The following is a 16,911-nucleotide window of genomic DNA, read 5'->3' as shown; positions in this document are numbered from 1 at the left end:
GGAGGGATTGTATTGGCTAAAAAAGACGTCGTTGTTATGCAAGGATACATCATTGAAGCTTTACCTAATGCAAATTTTAAAGTTAAATTAGATAATGGGCATGAAATATTAGCCCATATTTCTGGGCGAATGAGAAAGAATTTTATCAAAATACTTCCAGGAGACAGAGTCACTGTGGAAGTTTCCGTTTATGATTTAAACAAAGGAAGAATTGTTAAAAGGGAAAAAGTCAATAAAGATTGAAAAAATGTATTAATATAGATGATGAGAATCAAGAAGGAGGAAATAAATTATGAAGGTCAGGGCTTCTGTAAAAAAACGATGTGAGCACTGTAAAATAGTAAAAAGAGGCGGAAAGGTTTGGGTTGTATGTTCAAAAAATCCAAAGCACAAGCAAAGACAAGGATAATATGAATTTCTTTAAGAGGAGGACAAAAGGATGGCGCGTATTTTAGGTGTTGAAGTACCAGATAATAAAGCGTTATTTGTAGGATTAACATATATTTATGGAATAGGTAGAAAAACAGCACTTGATATATTAAATAACTTAGAAATAGACCCTAACAAAAGAGCAAAAGAATTAACCGATGATGAAATTTCAAGGCTAAGTCACCACATCAACGAAAATTATAAAGTTGAAGGTGAACTAAGGCAAGAGATTAACAAAAATATCAAGCGTTTGATAGATATCGGCAGTTACAGGGGGAAAAGGCATAAAGCGGGGTTACCCGTTAGAGGGCAGAAAACCCACTCCAACGCAAGAACCAGAAAGGGACCAAGACTAACCAAGATCAAAAAGAGATAACAAAAATGGAACCTCACATCATCCTTAAAGGTGAATAGTAGGGTTTAAAGGATCGCAGGTCCCTCTTCCACATGGGTGGGAAGCTATGTAAATGGATAAAAATTAATTTAACCTTATGAGGGAGTAGCAGGGTTTAAAGGACCGCAGGTCCCTCTTCCACATGGGTGGGGAGCGGGGCGAAGGGGCGCTAACACAATAAACAAAATTTTTAAGGAGGCTTTTAAATAAATGGCAAAAGGTGGAGCAAAGCAAAGAACCAAAAAAAAGAAAGCTGCTCCTGAAAAAGCAGCAATACACATTCATTCAACCTTCAACAACACAATTGTTACATTAACAGATACTGAAGGTAGGCCAATAATATGGTCCAGTGGCGGAAATGTTGGATTCAAAGGAGCCAAAAAGGGGACTCCATTCTCAGCTCAGATGGCCTCAGATAAGGTAGCAAAAGAAGCTCTAAATCTGGGAGTAAAAAGAGTTGATGTATATGTTAAAGGACCTGGTTCCGGAAGAGAATCCGCAATTAGAGCTTTACAAGCTGCCGGTCTAAATGTAGAAAGCATAAAAGATGTTACCCCTATACCTCACAACGGTTGTAGGCCAAAAAAGAAAAGATTCTAATTAAGGAGGGAAAAAATTAATGGCGAGGTACATAGGACCGCTAGAAAAATTATCTCGACGCGAAGGAATAAACCTTTATTTGAAAGGGAAAAGAAGCTACACTGAAAAATCTGCCCTTAGAAAAAGGAATTATGTTCCGGGGCAACATGGAAGACAAAAGCAAAAGTTGACTCAATATGCTATGCAATTAAGATCTAAACAAGCCTTAAAAAGAATGTACGGCTTAATGGAAAGACAATTCAGAAACACTTTTGAAGAAGCAGAAAGATCTAGAAGTGGAGAAACCGGCGAAGTTTTGATGCAGCTCTTAGAAAGAAGGCTAGATTCAGTAGTTTATCAAATGGGTTTCGCACCAAACAGAAGAACCGCAAGGCAGATAGTAACTCACGGACACATATTAGTTAACGGGAAGAAAGTGAACATTCCTTCTTACAGAGTTAAAGTAGGGGATGTAATAGAAGTCAAAGAAAAAAGCCGTAACATACAACAAGTACGCGAAGGATTAGAATTAGTGCAAGAAGGGTATAGAAATATTCCCAATTGGTTAAACGTTGAAATTGAAAATTTTAGAGGAACTTTCCAAAGACTACCAAAGATTGATGAAATGGATGTTCCTGTACCTTTGACTAACATCATAGAGCTTTACTCTAAGTAATAAAGTATTATTTATTTGGACCACAAAATATCACCTCGCTCATAAGGGCAGGAAAGGAGGTGTGCTCTGATTCCCTAATAAGGATCAGAGATAGTATGGAGATATTAATTAAACCAGAAAAATTTAGGATAGTACAAAAAGAAGAGCAAGATGAATATAACTACTCAAAATACGAATTATTTCCTCTGGAAAAGGGGTACGCTATAACTCTAGGTAATGCTTTAAGGAGGGTGCTTTTGTCGTCCATTCCATCTTTGGCTATAACCGGGCTACGTATCCCAGGAAAATTACATGAATACGACACAGTTGAGGGTATAAAAGAAGACATCATAGAAATAACTTTAAACTTGAAAAAGGTTCAATTAAAGGTCGACGACATTGAAAAAATTAATGAGATTGATTATCCAATTTTATTAAGTTTAAGAAAGAAGTACAAAGCAGGCCAAGTCATAAAAAGTGGAGACATAAAAACTCCGGCAGAATTAGAGGTTGCTAACCCAGATTTCGTCATAGCCCATGTGAACAAAGATATGGAAGTAGACTTTGAACTGTACGCTCAAGCAGGAAAAGGTTTCATCCCTGCCCAAGAATTGACATTTCAAAGTGACATCGAATACATATTCATAGATGGAGTGTTCAGCCCCGTTCTTAAAGTTAACTATTTAACCGAAAATATCCGTGTTGGAAGAAGAACCGACTACGATAAACTAATACTTGAAATTTGGACGAAAAAAAACATCACCCCCACTGAAGCATTGAAAGAAGCAACAAAAATTTTGATGGAACATTTTGACTTCATTTCCAGACTTTGGGAAAGAGAAGGACAAGTCGGCGCTATAGAACAAACGGAAGTTTCGGTTGAAAAAGAAGAGGAAGAGGAAGAAGAGGAAGAAAATATTTTTGGATTGCCAAAGGATTTAATGGAAACGCAGCTTGATTCTTTGGATTTAACGAAAAGAGCCAAAAACTGTTTAAAAAGAGAAAAAATAGACACCATTGGAGAGCTATTAAAAAGAAAACCCGCCGACCTTCTCAAAATCAAAAACTTTGGTAGAAAATCTTTAGATGAGATAAAAAATGAGCTAAAAGAGAAATTTGATATAGATTACGAAAAATTATACCAAGAAGAAAGGGGGAACACCTTCGATGAGGCATAGAGTCAAAACTAAAAAATTAAATAGATATGCTTCCCATAGAAAAGCTTTGTTGAACAATTTGGCAAGAAGTGTATTTGAATCTGAAAGTATAATTACTACTACCGCCAAAGCAAAAGCCGTAAGGCCCCTTGTTGAAAGAATAATCACCAAGGCAAAGGAAGCTAATTCAACAGATCTCCCAGAAAGAAGAGTAGCTTTAAACAGGGACATAAACAAACACTTCAACGACAGAAAACTAGTCTACAAAATAGTACATGAGATCGCACCCCGATACGAAAATAGAAACGGTGGTTACACAAGAATATTAAAAATCGGTTATAGAAAAGGTGACGCTTCGGAATTATCTATACTCCAATTACTCCCAAAAGAAGAATAACTTAAAAAATGACGCCCAGCAAGGGCGTCATTGTTAAATATATCAGTAGGACTATAAGCCGGATTCTGTAAAGTTAACCATTAATCTACGCGGTCTACCCAGAAGGCGGACACTAAAGTCTCTCGGCGGGCAACCTCTGGCCTTCTTGTTTGACCTTGCTCAAGATAGAGGTTACCAAGCTGCCAGATCGCTCTGACACTGGTGAGCTCTTACCTCACCGTTCCACCCTTGCCTTTCGGCGGTTTTCTTTTCTATGGCCCTATTCAGGGATCACTCCCTCTGGTTGTTAACCAGTATCTTGCCCTTAGAGTCCGGACTTTCCTCAAAATAGGCCCAAGTATGCCTACTCGCGATCAACCGTCCTACTTCAATTATTCAAATAGTTAAAATATTTACCCTGATAGGAACCTCTCTCTCTCATCGTATTTTCAATTAAGTTTAAAATTTTTATTTTAGAAATCCCCCAATTTCCATGTAACGTCCCAATTTTTGGAGGATCGGCAACGAGCCTATGAATTACAATCTTTGGATCCAAATATTCCAAGAAAGTAATTGCCCTTTCTACAAAATCATCCAACGTCAAGGGCACAAACTCCCCACTTTTATACAAATCCGCAAGCTTTGTATTTTCAACGATATACAAAGAATGCAATTTTACACCGTCAACCTTCAACGCTGAACTAACTTTAGCCATCTCTTTCACATCTTCTAATGTATCACAAGGAAAATCTATTATGTAATGCAGAATAACCTCTAGTTCAGCTTTTTTTAACCTGTTAACAGAATCTATAACCTCTGCCAAAGAATGCCCTCTGTTCATATACTTTAACGTGTTAGGGTTAGTGCTCTCAACACCAAGCTCAACGTAAACATCAACCCTATCTTTAAAAGTTTTTAAAAGTGTTATCACTTCATCTGGGACACAATCAGGTCGGGTCGATACATCCAAACCTACTATTCTATCGTCTATCAAAGCACTTTCATACTTCTCTTTCAATTCATCAACAGGGGCGTAAGTATTGGTGTTTGCCTGAAAATAGGCGAGGAACTTATTAGCTTTTTTCTCGTATCTATTAATCATTTCCTTAACCTGTTCTTCGATACTCACCTTAGGCTTAAAAGCTGCAAACCCACTCCCCGTTAAATCGCAGTAAATGCACCCGCCTTTTCCTCTCTCACCTGTTTTATTTGGGCAAGTAAATCCCGCGTTGATTGGTAACCTTTGCACCCTTTCACCGTATCTATTCTTAAAATACTCACTCAACCTATTATACAAATCCAACAAAATCACCATCTATTCAATTGAAGTTTCAAGTCGTTTATAACGCTTCTTTTTGGACCATAAATGACAAAAAATAAGTTGTTTACTCCCCTATACCATGCACTGATTTGCATCTTCATATACTCATCGTTGTACTCGCCATATATAAAAGGAATAGCCGAAAAAGCAGCGGCTAAGCCATCAGAATAATCACTAACAAAGGTATACCAAAAATTCAACAAAGCGAATGGATTCTCGAAATGAACAATGTGAACTTCGTACAAACCTCCATTCTTTTTGAAGTTCATCTCCAAATGTTCGCCAGTATCTGGGACCGTTGTGTTTATTATCGTCCCATTTCTGGTGACTATCCTACTTATCTCTTCATAGCCTGTAGGAGAAAACTCTATGTAATCATCGATAGGTTTAGATATCCCTATCGTCGTTATGGATATCAGAATAATCGCTATTATTATACTTATCTTCGATTCTTTGGTAAAATTTGTGGAATTTCTCATAAATTTGCTCCTTTTCCTCTTTTAAAGTTAGAAATTTTCCATCGTAGTACAAAAAGTTACCCGCTACCATCGTTGCGAAAACGTTCTTAGGATTTGCAGAATAAACGATATGAGACTTTAACCTTGATAAATCATTAGGTAAAAACTCAAAGGAATCCATATCTAAAATAACCAAATCCGCTTTAAACTCAGGTTCTAACCTTCCGATATTTGTTTCTAAGGCAAAACCTCCGTTCTCCCAGCTCATCCGCAAAATCTGTTCGACTGAAAATCTATCAGGTCCGTACTTGTATTTCTGCAATATGCCTCCAAACTTCATCTCGTTGAAAAAATTCAAAGAGTTGTTGCTAGCACAACCATCCGTACCAAAAGTTATGTTTATATTCTTATCGAGCATATCGACTATGGGGGCTATCCCATTGCCCAACTTCATATTACTAATTGGGTTATAAGCTACATTCACTTCGTTTCTCGAAAGAACCTCTATATCTTTTTCATCCACATGTACACAGTGCGCCGCAATCGTGGGAAGATCGAATAAACCTGTATTCTCAACATCTAAAAGATTGTACTGCTTTCTTTCATTTGCAGATTCTAACAAATGAATTTGAATGTGGGTGTTGTATTTTTTTGCAATTTTCGCTACTTCTTTCAATTTATCCATTGGAACGGTGTAAGGGGCATGAGGTCCAAAGCCTATGTAAATCCTATTGTCTAAGCCATTGTATTTTTCATACGTTTCGATATTTTCTTTTATCCTTCTATTCCAACCCTCATCTGTATCAAAAGAGAGCCCTCTTGATATGTATGCCCTAATTCCTAAATCGTATGAAGCTTTAGCTATCTCATCAGTAAACATATACATATCAACAAAAGTTGTTATTCCGTTGGAAATCATTTCTAACATAGAAACTAAGGCACCGTAGTAAGCCATTTCACTTTCCAAAAAATCCTCTCTTGGCAGCATCTCTTTGAACAACCAATCGTTAAGCGATAAATCATCGGCTATACCTCTAAAATAAGACATTACTGAATGGCTATGGGTGTTAATAAATCCAGGGACGATCAGCTTACCAGTTAGATCGTACTCGTCCACATCTCCCAAATCCATCTCGGTTGAATCACCTGGTGCAAGTAAATCTTCGATCTCATCACCGTCTATTAATATATCAAATTTTTCTACATCATCATCAGCACTTATCAAAACATACGCATTCTTCAAAAGCTTTTTAGACATATCTACAACTCCTTTGGTTGTTTTCAATGAATATTATACTGTGAACTACCATTGAGCTAAAGATTCAATAGCTTCCTAATTCATCAACCATTGCGGAAAAACACCCTAGAAGGGATCTAAGGATGCCCGTCTTACACAGTCTCCAAAGGCTTTACTTCCCCCAGTTCCTGGGGTAGAGTCAGTTTATACAGTGACTAACTGTTTCCTTATGTGCCATAAGGCTGTGTGGAAAATGCCTGTTTTAATCCAAACTGCCTAATATTAACGGCAGCATTTACATCTCTATCATGTTTAGTTCCACATTCAGGACATACCCATTCCCTATCAGAGAGTTTTAAACCTTCGTTCTTATACCCACATACACTACAAACCTTAGACGAAGGTTCGAACATTCCTATCTCGATTACCTTTTTACCTAATCTCTCTGCTTTGTATTTTAGAAATGTTTTGAATTGGTACCATCCTGAATCTGAAATACTTTTAGCTAAGTGATGATTCTTTAACATGCCTCTTATATTGAGAGTTTCCACAACGAAGACATCAGCTTGGTTCTCACTGATTTCTTTCGTTAGTTTATGTAGAAAATCCTCTCGGGTATTTTTTATTTTCTCATGTATTCTAGCAACTTCTAATTTTGCCTTGTCCCAATTCTTAGAACCTTGTTCTTTGCTTGAAAACTTTTTATATGCGTGTTTTAATTTCCTTTCGTACTTAGACAAAACTTTAGGAGCTGGATACTTTGTTCCATCGGATAATACAACAGAATCTTTCAATCCCATATCCATACCAATTGAGTTCTCGTAGTCTATATCTCTATCGGGGAAAGAACCTTCAACTTCGAATGTTATAGATACAAAGTACTTACCTGTTGTAGTTTTAATGAAAGTACAATTTTTTATCTTTGCATTTGGATCGATTTTTCTATGTACTCTTACTTTGATACCTTCTTTAAACTTTGGTACGAAAAGAGTACCATATTTATCATTACCCTCATTTTCATACAGTTGTATATGTTGTGGAACTCTAAACGATTGCCTACTTGATTTCTTTTTAAATTTAGGGTGCTTAGCTTGTTTCTTGAAGAAACGTTTATACCCAGTCTCTAAATCTTTTATGGACTGTTGCAAAGATTGAGAGTTGACATCGTTTAGCCATTGATACTTCTCAGTTTTTTTAAGAACCGTAAGTACTTTAGCCCACATATAATAGTTAGTTGATGTTTTGGTATTCTTGTATGCATTACTGGAGAATTCTAGAAAAAGATTGTATACAAATCGAGTATGTCCAAAATGCTGATTAAGTTTCTCTATTTGTTCGTTTGATGGATATATACGAAACTTGTATGTTTTTAACATATTCAATCACCTTAATTCGAAAACTCTATGATATAATACAATTGTACCATACATACATATAATTAACAACATTTTTTTGATTCAAGCTCGTAAGGATTAATATTTTGAAAAGGACAATGGTGGAATTCATCCATTAAGCTAAAGACTCAATGGTTTTCTTCCACGAATTTTATAAAATATCGTTTATGAGTTGATTTTTAAAAGAAAAAAGTATAAAACCAAGTAAAACGAATAATTCAAGCTTCATTAAAAATTACAATAAAAAAACAATGAAAATGTAAAACTTTCGTGTTGGATTGTAGGTGATATAATGATATTATTAAAGAAAAAAGCCTATTTTTCTCCTAAATTAGCTGTACTAGATTTTGTAAGTTTTAAGAAAATAAATATTAAAAGATTGAGGTCAGTTTTAAAGATAATATAGATAACGTCGAAATTGGGGAGAGGCAATATTATGAAAAAATTTTATTATGTAGGATTAATATCCATTTTGTTATTTGTTTTGACTGGGTGTTTACCTAAAACAAATGAGCGTGTTCTTTTTAAACCAATAAATCCCTCGCTTTTAGGGGAGAAGCCAATTATTTCTTACACTATAAAAGAAGAAATTACTACGACTCAATCTGAAACATTTACCCAAAGGTTGAATGATGATTTTATGAACAACAACATTTTGGTTAAATACTTTGAATTAAAAGATTTAGTAAGTGGATTAGAATCAATCCCAGAAAACTCAAATTTGTGGATTGTGGTAAATTGGTATGATTACTATGAAGCTCTGCAAGAAGGGCTTATCGATTATAATAAATTTATAAAGCCAGATGGTTACAATATTTACAGATCTTTTGATGGAATTCATTACACAAAAATCGGTGATGCAGGATATGGCTATTTCTTGGATTCTTCGACAGAAAATGCACCTAATAAAGAAGTATGGTACGCAGTAAGTTCTTATACAGAAAACGGAGAAAGTACACTCGTTGAATTAGGTTCTGTTGTTCCACTTGAGACCTTTAATATTGAGTTAATATCTCCAACTGACGAAGAAAAAAATGTTTCAAGGCAACCTACTTTTGCTTGGGAACCGACAAAAGAACTAACTTCGCCTGAATCTGAGGTGGAATACCACTATACGATGTGGATATACGATTTAGTACAAAGTGAAAATTACATACTTCCAGGTATTTTAGAAGGAGAGGATGTTATCCTATACGATTTTATGATGCAAGGAGCTGAAGAAGTTTCTGTTACATTCCTTGGAAGCAAAGGAAGTTCTGAATATGATGACTTGAGTTGGTTCTTATACTTGCCAGATGGAATTTATTATTATGAAGACGATAAGTTAGAACCCGCCAAAACATACGATTGGGGAATAGAATACACCTATGCTGTTGCTTATGACATAGATAGTGTATCAGTTTCAGTAGCCGTCGATAATGGGTATAATGTTAATCCTAAAGGTGATATTATGCCAGAAAAGCAAAATGAATTCACTACTGCGAGCAACTGAAAAAAGGAAGGAAAACGTTATGAAAATGCGTAATTTTGTGTTCTTTTCTTTATTAATATTATCAATCTTTATCTTCAATAGCTGTGTTAATTTAAATTATTTAGAAGATGAAGATGAGAGTAATACTTTTATGGAACCTTCAGACATTTCACCCATAAATTCATATATTCCTGATTTGATAAAGCTTGCTGAACGCGAATACGACGAAGATGTGCTCGTTGTTGGTTATGAAAATTTATCGGATTTAGAAAATTTTACAGATAAACTTGATCAAGAGATAGAAGTAAAAAGTCTAATCCCTGAAATCAGAGTTGCGCTTCTAAGCTTAGAAGGCCAAAATGTTGAAAATGTATTAAAGGATTTAGATAGTGAGAAAAAAATAGAAGGTATAAGATATATTGAGCCAAACTATACGGATAGGGAAATACAGGTTATTAAAAATGACCCAAATGTTATCATAGAAGAAACAGGAAGTAACGCGTTGAATCAAGTAGAGGAAGGTTATCCGGATTACAGAGAATTTCAATACGCCTTAGATAAAGATAAGATCGATGCTGAGGCCGCATGGGCAACAGCTACTGGCGCAGGTGTAATAGTGGGGTTATTAGATACAGGGACAGATGGAACACACCCTGATTTAGTGAATCAATTGAAGGAAGGTTATGATCCTTACTGGAATAAAAAGATTGATCCGAGTGAGAATTCCGATACAGACGGGCACGGTACCCATACAGCGGGTATAATAGCTGCAAAAGATGACGGTCAGGGCGTAGTAGGATTAGCTCCTGATGCAAAGATAATGCCTATAAGAATCTTTAACCCTAATTACGTTGGTGATTATGCAGTTGCTGCCGGAATAGTTTGGGCTGTAGAAAATGGGGCAGATATTTTGTCAAACAGTTGGGGAGGAGGAGGATATTCAAATATCCTAAAGGATGCCTTTGATTACGCTCTTACACACAACGTAGTGGTTGTTGCCTCTTCTGGTAATTTCACCACAGACCAACATTGGTTCTATCCTTCAGGCTTTCCAGGTGTAATAGCTGTGGCTGCTAGTGATGACAAAGATAACATTGCCTATTTTTCATCCAGAGGGGATTATGTCTCTGTTTCAGCTCCAGGAGTGGATATTATTTCAACAATTCCTGTGGAATCATTGGATGAATACGAAGGGATTGATGGTAATCCTTATATTCGCTGGTCTGGTACTTCAATGTCAGCTCCTTATGTTTCTGCCTTAGCCGCTTTAATTAAAGAAAAATGTCCAGATGCCAACGTGTACCAGATAAGAAAGATGATCGAAGTAGGAGCAGAGGATATTGAACAAGATGGTTACGATACCGCTGCCGGATATGGAAGGATTAGTTCAGATAGTTTGGATCTTGATCCAACTAATTACACAGCTGGAGCTTTACGTGTTGAGGCTATATCTGAAAGAAGCTGCGATTATTTGCCTGGAGTTAATATAACGCTGGAAAATCAAGAAACTGGGAAAAGATATTACGGGAAGACCAATGATGAAGGATATGAATTGTTTGCTTACATTGAACCAGGGAATTATGAAATAATTATTGGGGGACCTGAGTATTTGTATGGTAGTGCACCAAATTACAGGATGGAAGAAGAGTTAAGTTATTCAGGTATAGTAGAAGTTGAACAAGTTGAATACGAATCAATAGAACTTCTGCCTGAAGCAACAGTTACCACCTATATACAAAAATTTGAAACAACTCAATTCAGAGCAAATTTAAAGGCAGATCTTCCATTTGAAGGAACACTGACAATATCTTTGTTAGATTATTACGAAACTCCAATAAAGACATTTGAACTTCCTAGTAACGAAGAAATTAGTATTGACCTATTACAACATATCATTGAAAGCGGCCATTATTATTTAGCTTATGAGTACGTGGGAGCAATTGCTGAAGAAGAATTTGGTATAAGTGGAGAAATTCAGATAAACAGTGAATCTATTCCAGTTGCAATACCAATTAACCAAGAAGGTAGGGGATTTATTGATGAATATGGAGGGAGCGGAATACCTTGGACTATTTTCTAAAATTAATTTGGGGTCTTCGGATCCCAATTTTATTTGCTGAAAGGATCTGATTTTCAAATGAGGAGGTTTTTAAAAATGACCACAACTCAGATAATTTTAGTAATTTCGTTAATTGTTGTGGCGGTTGGTTCTGTGTTTTTCTTATTATCCCCACCATTACAAAGTGAAACAAAGGTTGAACAAGAAGTTATGCAAGAACCTACCCAGGGAGTAGAAATAGGGGAAAAACCTGTAGAAGCTTACAACTTCGACAAAGGGGAAAGTATGGAGAATTATAAGGTTGTAGATTGCTATTACAAGAGTCAGACACCCGATGTAATAATCAAAAAAGATGACGTTGAAGTTAACAATGTGAGTGGCGTTCCTTTTGTTGTTTGTATTAGTGCAGGTGAAAGAAAAACAGGAGGGTACGATCTTTCTTTGAATGACATCAGGATAAACAAAGATAACTTTCAAATTTTTATAGATTTGTTTTTAAAGGTGCCAGTTAAAGGGGAGATGGTCACACAAGCATTTACGTATCCTTCAATAGCGGTAGAAATTAACGAAGTTTTGGATGTAGGAGAGTGGGAAGTGATTGTAACCATTGAACAGAAGAATGGTGAACCATTGTTGTTGAGGAAGAATTTTACATTTTCTAATTAATATTTTTTGCTGTTTCTTGCAAAAAATCTTTTTTAAGTTTGCCGCAGTGTGCAAACTATGTTTTTAAATGATTTTGACCTTGATTTGGGGTTTTTAAGGGGAACTCCCTTAACGTTCGGGGATCTTAAGGGGCGAAGCCCTTTAAAGGAACATTGACAGTTTATATTTGCGAAAATTGAGAGACGACCAAATTGGTTGTCTCTTCTTTAGTTGTTATAGCGCCCCTTCGCCCCGCAGCCCACCCAAAAAGAAAAAGAAGTTGAGTTTGCCCAGCACCCCCCAAAGGTATTTTAAAAATAATTGAAATTTTGGCAAATAAATAGTATAATTGTTTATGGTTGTTTTTTGGAGGCTTAATTGTGAAAAAACACGATCTACGTTCACTCGGTTATTTGAACATGATCATTTATTTTGCTGTAATAGTTCTGTCAAATATATTTGTTGGTCTTTTGATAGGATATTTAATATACAGGTTTACCGACCAGCAGATATGGATGGTCTTGTTGATGTTTTTAGGGATAATTTCCGGATTATATTCAGGTATAAGGGAGCTTTTGAAAGAGGTAGAGAAACATGAAAGAGCTGAAAAAAAAGCTGAAAGAGATAGAAATGAAAACAATAGCGATAATTCTGGTTGAGACCGTTATTCTTTCTTTGTTCTTTTCTTTAGAAGCTCTTTGGGTGTTGTGGGGAGGAATTGGAGCGGTTATAGGTTTTTATTCACTTGCAGAAGAGATTAAAAAAATGACAGTTGGTTCAAAGCCTAAAAAGATTTTACCCGGTTTTTTTATGAGGTACCTTTTGTATGGTGTGATATTGGGAATCGCTGCCTTTAATTCAGCGTATGCCCTTTTGTTGGCTTTTGTCGGTTTAATAAATTTGAAGATAGTTCCATTTTTATCGTATAAATAATTTTGGTAGGTAGTTGGAGGAGGTGTTCTTTTGACGAATGATAGATTGAAGAAATTTACCATCTTTCTTTTTGCCGCTTATATAGTTTTGGGGGTAATTAACTTTTTTGTTTTCGATATGAGTTTAGAGGGTGTTGGGGATAGATGGATTGTTTATTTTGGTGATGGTGGGTTCTTTGGTCAGTTGAACCCAATGACGTTGATAATGTCTTTTGCTGTTATGTTATTGTTGATTTTAGTTGCCCGGAGTATACATTTTGAGAGGATTCCTGGAAGGTTACAAGCTGCTGTAGAAACCTTTTTTGATTATTTTTGGGAGATGGTGGAAGATTCTGTGCCCAACCCTAAGTATCGGAGACAAACTTTTGTAATAGCTATGAGTTTTTTTCTGTATATAAGTGTTTCAAATGTCCTTGGTGGGATGCCTGGAATAAACGTGGTACCAGTTGAAAATGGATTGAATGTGCAGTTGTTCACGGATACCTGGTACACACCTACCTCTGATTTAAATGTAAATCTTACGTATGCCTTGATGGTTCTAGTGGTTAGCCACTTTTTTGCTGCAAGGTCTAAAGGCGTACTTAAATGGCTTAAATCTTTCTTTGAACCCAATCCATTGTTGTTTCCTATCAATATAATCAGTGAAATAGCTAAACCAATTTCTCATTCTTTGAGGTTATTTGGCAACGTCATGGGTGGTGGGATATTGGTGTTGATTATTAGTTATATGTTGAAATATTTCGTTTTACCTGTGTTCTTGTGGGGTTTTTTTGGTTGGTTTATTGGTCTAATTCAGGCTTTTGTTTTTTCTTTGTTAACTATTGCGTATATTGGATCATTGCTGGAATAAAAAAACTTATCAAATCAAAAAAACTAGTTTAAGGAGGAGAAAAAGATGGATTTAGCTACAATGCTTCAAAATTTAGTTACTGAAGGTGGTTCCATTGGATGGGGTTTATATTATTTAGGAAAGTTATTGGGAGCAGGAGTTGCAATGGGAATAGGAGCTATAGGTCCTGGTGTTGGAGAAGGTAACATTGGAGCTCATGCAATGGACGCTATGGCAAGACAACCAGAGATGAGCGGGAATTTAACAACGAGGATGTTATTGGCAATGGCGGTTACAGAGTCAACGGGGCTTTATTCTTTGGTTGTTGCCTTGATTTTGTTGTTTGTTCTTCCATGAGTATCTATTTTGTTGAGAATTATTAGTTTTTCCCCCAAGAGGTGATTGTATGATATCTTTTAACTTAACTTCCATAGTTAATTTAGTAGGTTTTTTGGCTTTCATGTTTCTTATGTACAGGTTGTTGTACAAGCCATATTTTGATATGACAGATAAAAGAAAAAAAGAAGTAGAGAAGAATTTGAATGAGGCTGAAAAATTAAGATTAGAAGCCCAATTAAAGAAAGAAGAATTGGATAAACAACTATCTGAAGCAGATGAAAAAAGGCGTGAAATTTTATCTGAAGCCGATGAGCAAGCTAAATCTATAATCAAGGCTGCTCAAGGAGAGGCTCAAGAGCAAAGGAAGTTTATTTTAGACAAAGCAGAAAAAGAGGCTGAAGAGATTAAAGAAAGTGCAGCAAGAGAACTGCAATCGAGAATTGTTTCTCTGGCTGTTACGATTTCTTCTATGATATTGAAGGAGCAGATCGATAAAAAGAAGAATGAAGAGTTGATAAGAAGGGCTATAAACAGTTTGAAAGACAAAGGGGAATTGTGATGAAAGCTTCTTATTTTTTGGCTTCAAAGTATGCCCAAGCCCTTTTGGGTACTTTGGAAGAGAAAGGTGAAATTTCAAGATTAGATGAATATGTAGAAGCGTTTCAAAGGTTAAAAAAAGCTCTCGAAAGTAGCGAATCTCTTAGAGACATGGTATATAGCCCGTTGATTCCGCCAAAACATATAGTTTCAAGAATGAAAGATGTATCAGAATTTGATGATACTATTTTTGTTCAATTTTTGGAAGTTCTGGCTGATAAAAGGCGTCAAAATTTGATTCCTTTTATGTCTCATATTTTATATCAAGAGAGTTTAGAGAGAGAAAAAGTTGTAGAAGTGAGGCTTGTGCTTCCTAATGAAGTAAGTAATACGATTATAAATCAGGTTAAACAAGCTATTCAAAATAAAACAGGAAGAAAAATAAAGTTAAGAACACAATTTAATGAAGATCTTATAGGTGGATTACAGTTGTACATCGGAGATAAGTTCTTTGATTACTCTGTAAAAGGATTTTTACAGGACATTCAATCTGCCTATGCCCCAATCGGTGGAGGTGAAATATTTGAGAGTTAATCCAGATGAGTTGACAAAAGTAATAGAAGAGCGTATTAAAAGTTATGAAAGTGGAGAGATAAAAGAAATAGGATGGGTAATGCAGGTAAGCGATGGTATCGTTAGGGCTTACGGTTTGAAGGATGTTATGACCAACGAATTGGTTGAAATAGAAACATCTGAAGGTGAAAAGATCTACGGTATAGCTATGAATTTAGAAGAAGATAACGTTGGTATTATTACCTTGGGAGATTATAAAGGAATAAAAGAAGGAGACAAATTAGTTAGAACCAACAGAATAATAGAAGTACCCGTTGGTGAAAAGTTGCTAGGTAGAGTTGTTAATCCTTTAGGTATGCCATTGGATGGAAAGGGTGAAATAAACACCGATGATTTTTATCCAATTGAAAGAAAGGCAATGGGTGTTGTAACTAGAAAACCCGTTGATACACCTCTTCAAACTGGGTTGAAAGTGTTGGATGCCTTGATCCCTATAGGAAGAGGTCAAAGAGAGCTTATAATCGGAGATAGACAAACTGGTAAAACCGCTATAGCTACTGATACAATTATAAACCAGAAAGGGAAAAATGTTTTTTGTATTTATGTTTCGATTGGGCAAAAGTCATCAGGTTTAGCAAGAACTATCGATAATTTAGAGAAGTATGGTGCAATGGACTACACTGTAGTAGTGGCAGCAGATGCTTCAGATCCTGCCTCTTTACAGTATATAGCTCCTTACGCTGGTGCAGCAATTGGAGAATATTTTATGTTTAATGGTAAGGATGCGTTGGTAATTTATGATGATCTAACCAAACATGCCGCTGCTTACAGGGAGATATCACTTTTACTTAGAAGGCCGCCAGGAAGGGAAGCTTATCCCGGAGATATTTTTTATTTGCATTCCAGATTGTTGGAAAGGGCGTCTAGGTTGAACGAAAACTATGGAAATGGATCTTTGACAGCTTTACCAATAATCGAGACACAGGCGAACGATATTTCTGCATATATTCCTACCAACGTTATTTCAATAACGGATGGCCAGATCTATTTAGAAACAGGGTTGTTTAACGCAGGGATAAGACCTGCTGTTAACATAGGTTTATCTGTTTCAAGGGTCGGTGGAGATGCCCAGACGAAGGCGATGAAAAGGGTAGCTGGATCTTTAAAATTAGACTTAGCACAGTACAGAGAGTTAGAATCCTTCACTCAGTTTGCTGCTGATCTTGATGAGGCAACAAAGAAACAGCTAACAAAAGGAGAAAAGCTCACTGAATTGATGAAGCAACCACAGTATTCACCAATGGAGATGGAAGAACAAGTTGCCGTTATTTACGCTGCCAATGAAGGTTATTTGGATCAGATCCCTACAGATAGAATAAGTGATTTTGAAAGACAATTTTTAGCTTATCTTAAAGAAAATTATAGGGATACCTTAAATAAGATAAGAGAGAGCAAAGACATAGCAGATGAGATAAAGAAAGAGCTGAATGAAGCAATCTCAAAATTTTTGAATGTGTTTAGATGAT

The 16,911-nt window shown here is 36.1% G+C and carries 21 protein-coding genes and 1 other RNA gene; 17 read left to right on the top strand and 5 right to left on the bottom strand.

Annotation, left to right across the window (positions count from 1 at the left end; all coding sequences use genetic code 11):
• The first annotated feature begins 12 nt into the window (after window positions 1-12).
• The 7 genes from infA (at window position 13) to rplQ (ending at window position 3,611) form a co-directional block, all read left to right on the top strand.
• Window positions 13-243, top strand: coding sequence for a translation initiation factor IF-1 (gene infA / locus PMOB_RS03960; RefSeq protein ID WP_041534284.1), 231 nt, complete (start codon window positions 13-15; stop codon window positions 241-243).
• 49 nt (window positions 244-292) lie between these two features.
• The gene (gene rpmJ / locus PMOB_RS03955) at window positions 293-409 is read left to right on the top strand and encodes a 50S ribosomal protein L36 (protein ID WP_012208593.1); all 117 of its coding nucleotides are present in this window, start codon (window positions 293-295) and stop codon (window positions 407-409) included.
• Window positions 410-439: 30 nt separating this feature from the next.
• Window positions 440-805 carry a 30S ribosomal protein S13 gene (rpsM, locus tag PMOB_RS03950; protein ID WP_012208592.1) on the top strand — a complete coding sequence of 122 codons (366 nt, stop codon included), beginning with the start codon at window positions 440-442 and terminating at the stop codon, window positions 803-805.
• Window positions 806-1,033: 228 nt separating this feature from the next.
• The gene (gene rpsK / locus PMOB_RS03945) at window positions 1,034-1,423 is read left to right on the top strand and encodes a 30S ribosomal protein S11 (RefSeq protein WP_012208591.1); all 390 of its coding nucleotides are present in this window, start codon (window positions 1,034-1,036) and stop codon (window positions 1,421-1,423) included.
• 19 nt (window positions 1,424-1,442) lie between these two features.
• Window positions 1,443-2,078, top strand: a complete 636-nt coding sequence (gene rpsD / locus PMOB_RS03940) for a 30S ribosomal protein S4 (protein ID WP_012208590.1) — start codon at window positions 1,443-1,445, stop codon at window positions 2,076-2,078.
• A gap of 95 nt (window positions 2,079-2,173) precedes the next feature.
• Window positions 2,174-3,235: a DNA-directed RNA polymerase subunit alpha gene (locus tag PMOB_RS03935; RefSeq protein ID WP_012208589.1), complete on the top strand. Its 1,062-nt coding sequence runs from the start codon at window positions 2,174-2,176 to the stop codon at window positions 3,233-3,235.
• Complete coding sequence (rplQ, locus tag PMOB_RS03930; protein ID WP_012208588.1) at window positions 3,225-3,611, top strand: 50S ribosomal protein L17; 387 nt, start codon at window positions 3,225-3,227, stop codon at window positions 3,609-3,611. The genes PMOB_RS03935 and rplQ overlap by 11 nt, the downstream gene beginning before the upstream one ends.
• Window positions 3,612-3,649: 38 nt before the next feature.
• Here the strand turns inward: rplQ and rnpB are convergent.
• The 5 genes from rnpB to PMOB_RS03910 form a co-directional block, all read right to left on the bottom strand.
• Window positions 3,650-3,980: RNase P RNA component class A (rnpB, locus tag PMOB_RS10365), an RNA gene on the bottom strand.
• The gene (locus PMOB_RS03925) at window positions 3,979-4,905 is read right to left on the bottom strand and encodes a TIGR01212 family radical SAM protein (RefSeq protein WP_041534049.1); all 927 of its coding nucleotides are present in this window, start codon (window positions 4,903-4,905) and stop codon (window positions 3,979-3,981) included. Before PMOB_RS03925 ends, rnpB begins: the two co-directional genes overlap by 2 nt.
• The gene (locus PMOB_RS03920; RefSeq protein WP_041534048.1) at window positions 4,899-5,390 is read right to left on the bottom strand and encodes a hypothetical protein; all 492 of its coding nucleotides are present in this window, start codon (window positions 5,388-5,390) and stop codon (window positions 4,899-4,901) included. Before PMOB_RS03920 ends, PMOB_RS03925 begins: the two co-directional genes overlap by 7 nt.
• Window positions 5,299-6,627, bottom strand: a complete 1,329-nt coding sequence (locus PMOB_RS03915; RefSeq protein WP_012208585.1) for an amidohydrolase — start codon at window positions 6,625-6,627, stop codon at window positions 5,299-5,301. The genes PMOB_RS03920 and PMOB_RS03915 overlap by 92 nt, the downstream gene beginning before the upstream one ends.
• 206 nt (window positions 6,628-6,833) lie before the next feature.
• Window positions 6,834-7,982: an RNA-guided endonuclease TnpB family protein gene (locus PMOB_RS03910; protein WP_012208584.1), complete on the bottom strand. Its 1,149-nt coding sequence runs from the start codon at window positions 7,980-7,982 to the stop codon at window positions 6,834-6,836.
• A 454-nt stretch (window positions 7,983-8,436) separates the two neighbouring features.
• Between PMOB_RS03910 and PMOB_RS03905 the strand changes: the two genes are divergently transcribed.
• From PMOB_RS03905 to atpA, 10 genes are all read left to right on the top strand, one after another.
• A complete protein-coding gene (locus PMOB_RS03905; RefSeq protein ID WP_012208583.1) occupies window positions 8,437-9,492 on the top strand; it encodes a hypothetical protein in 1,056 nt (351 codons plus the stop codon).
• A gap of 19 nt (window positions 9,493-9,511) precedes the next feature.
• Entirely contained in the window at window positions 9,512-11,551 is a 2,040-nt protein-coding gene (locus PMOB_RS03900) for a S8 family serine peptidase (RefSeq protein WP_012208582.1), read from the top strand.
• A gap of 75 nt (window positions 11,552-11,626) precedes the next feature.
• Window positions 11,627-12,196, top strand: coding sequence for a protease complex subunit PrcB family protein (locus tag PMOB_RS03895; RefSeq protein ID WP_012208581.1), 570 nt, complete (start codon window positions 11,627-11,629; stop codon window positions 12,194-12,196).
• Window positions 12,197-12,555: 359 nt separating this feature from the next.
• Window positions 12,556-12,834 carry an AtpZ/AtpI family protein gene (locus tag PMOB_RS03890; protein WP_012208580.1) on the top strand — a complete coding sequence of 93 codons (279 nt, stop codon included), beginning with the start codon at window positions 12,556-12,558 and terminating at the stop codon, window positions 12,832-12,834.
• Window positions 12,770-13,108, top strand: a complete 339-nt coding sequence (locus PMOB_RS03885) for a hypothetical protein (protein WP_196793049.1) — start codon at window positions 12,770-12,772, stop codon at window positions 13,106-13,108. Before PMOB_RS03890 ends, PMOB_RS03885 begins: the two co-directional genes overlap by 65 nt.
• A gap of 30 nt (window positions 13,109-13,138) precedes the next feature.
• The gene (gene atpB, locus PMOB_RS03880) at window positions 13,139-13,957 is read left to right on the top strand and encodes a F0F1 ATP synthase subunit A (RefSeq protein ID WP_012208578.1); all 819 of its coding nucleotides are present in this window, start codon (window positions 13,139-13,141) and stop codon (window positions 13,955-13,957) included.
• A gap of 45 nt (window positions 13,958-14,002) precedes the next feature.
• Entirely contained in the window at window positions 14,003-14,293 is a 291-nt protein-coding gene (locus tag PMOB_RS03875) for a F0F1 ATP synthase subunit C (protein WP_012208577.1), read from the top strand.
• Between the two features lie 49 nt (window positions 14,294-14,342).
• The gene (gene atpF / locus PMOB_RS03870) at window positions 14,343-14,834 is read left to right on the top strand and encodes a F0F1 ATP synthase subunit B (protein WP_012208576.1); all 492 of its coding nucleotides are present in this window, start codon (window positions 14,343-14,345) and stop codon (window positions 14,832-14,834) included.
• Complete coding sequence (gene atpH, locus PMOB_RS03865) at window positions 14,834-15,406, top strand: ATP synthase F1 subunit delta (RefSeq protein WP_012208575.1); 573 nt, start codon at window positions 14,834-14,836, stop codon at window positions 15,404-15,406. The genes atpF and atpH overlap by 1 nt, the downstream gene beginning before the upstream one ends.
• The gene (gene atpA / locus PMOB_RS03860) at window positions 15,396-16,910 is read left to right on the top strand and encodes a F0F1 ATP synthase subunit alpha (RefSeq protein WP_012208574.1); all 1,515 of its coding nucleotides are present in this window, start codon (window positions 15,396-15,398) and stop codon (window positions 16,908-16,910) included. Before atpH ends, atpA begins: the two co-directional genes overlap by 11 nt.
• Window position 16,911 lies beyond the last annotated feature (1 nt).

Source organism: Petrotoga mobilis SJ95 (assembly GCF_000018605.1).
Classification (GTDB): Bacteria; Thermotogota; Thermotogae; order Petrotogales; family Petrotogaceae; genus Petrotoga; species Petrotoga mobilis.
Note: the sequence above shows the minus strand (reverse complement) of the source record. Positions and strands in the feature narration are given on the sequence as shown.

Bases quoted from the DNA above. Each gene is read 5' to 3' on its own strand.
- rpmJ (WP_012208593.1), top strand. From the start codon at position 293: ATGAAGGTCAGGGCTTCTGTAAAAAAACGATGTGAGCACTGTAAAATA.
- rpsM (WP_012208592.1), top strand. From the start codon at position 440: ATGGCGCGTATTTTAGGTGTTGAAGTACCAGATAATAAAGCGTTATTT.
- rpsK (WP_012208591.1), top strand. From the start codon at position 1,034: ATGGCAAAAGGTGGAGCAAAGCAAAGAACCAAAAAAAAGAAAGCTGCT.
- rpsD (WP_012208590.1), top strand. From the start codon at position 1,443: ATGGCGAGGTACATAGGACCGCTAGAAAAATTATCTCGACGCGAAGGA.
- PMOB_RS03935 (WP_012208589.1), top strand. From the start codon at position 2,174: ATGGAGATATTAATTAAACCAGAAAAATTTAGGATAGTACAAAAAGAA.
- rplQ (WP_012208588.1), top strand. From the start codon at position 3,225: ATGAGGCATAGAGTCAAAACTAAAAAATTAAATAGATATGCTTCCCAT.
- PMOB_RS03925 (WP_041534049.1), bottom strand. From the start codon at position 4,905: ATGGTGATTTTGTTGGATTTGTATAATAGGTTGAGTGAGTATTTTAAG.
- PMOB_RS03920 (WP_041534048.1), bottom strand. From the start codon at position 5,390: ATGAGAAATTCCACAAATTTTACCAAAGAATCGAAGATAAGTATAATA.
- PMOB_RS03915 (WP_012208585.1), bottom strand. From the start codon at position 6,627: ATGTCTAAAAAGCTTTTGAAGAATGCGTATGTTTTGATAAGTGCTGAT.
- PMOB_RS03910 (WP_012208584.1), bottom strand. From the start codon at position 7,982: ATGTTAAAAACATACAAGTTTCGTATATATCCATCAAACGAACAAATA.
- PMOB_RS03905 (WP_012208583.1), top strand. From the start codon at position 8,437: ATGAAAAAATTTTATTATGTAGGATTAATATCCATTTTGTTATTTGTT.
- PMOB_RS03900 (WP_012208582.1), top strand. From the start codon at position 9,512: ATGAAAATGCGTAATTTTGTGTTCTTTTCTTTATTAATATTATCAATC.
- PMOB_RS03895 (WP_012208581.1), top strand. From the start codon at position 11,627: ATGACCACAACTCAGATAATTTTAGTAATTTCGTTAATTGTTGTGGCG.
- PMOB_RS03885 (WP_196793049.1), top strand. From the start codon at position 12,770: ATGAAAGAGCTGAAAAAAAAGCTGAAAGAGATAGAAATGAAAACAATA.
- PMOB_RS03875 (WP_012208577.1), top strand. From the start codon at position 14,003: ATGGATTTAGCTACAATGCTTCAAAATTTAGTTACTGAAGGTGGTTCC.
- atpF (WP_012208576.1), top strand. From the start codon at position 14,343: ATGATATCTTTTAACTTAACTTCCATAGTTAATTTAGTAGGTTTTTTG.
- atpH (WP_012208575.1), top strand. From the start codon at position 14,834: ATGAAAGCTTCTTATTTTTTGGCTTCAAAGTATGCCCAAGCCCTTTTG.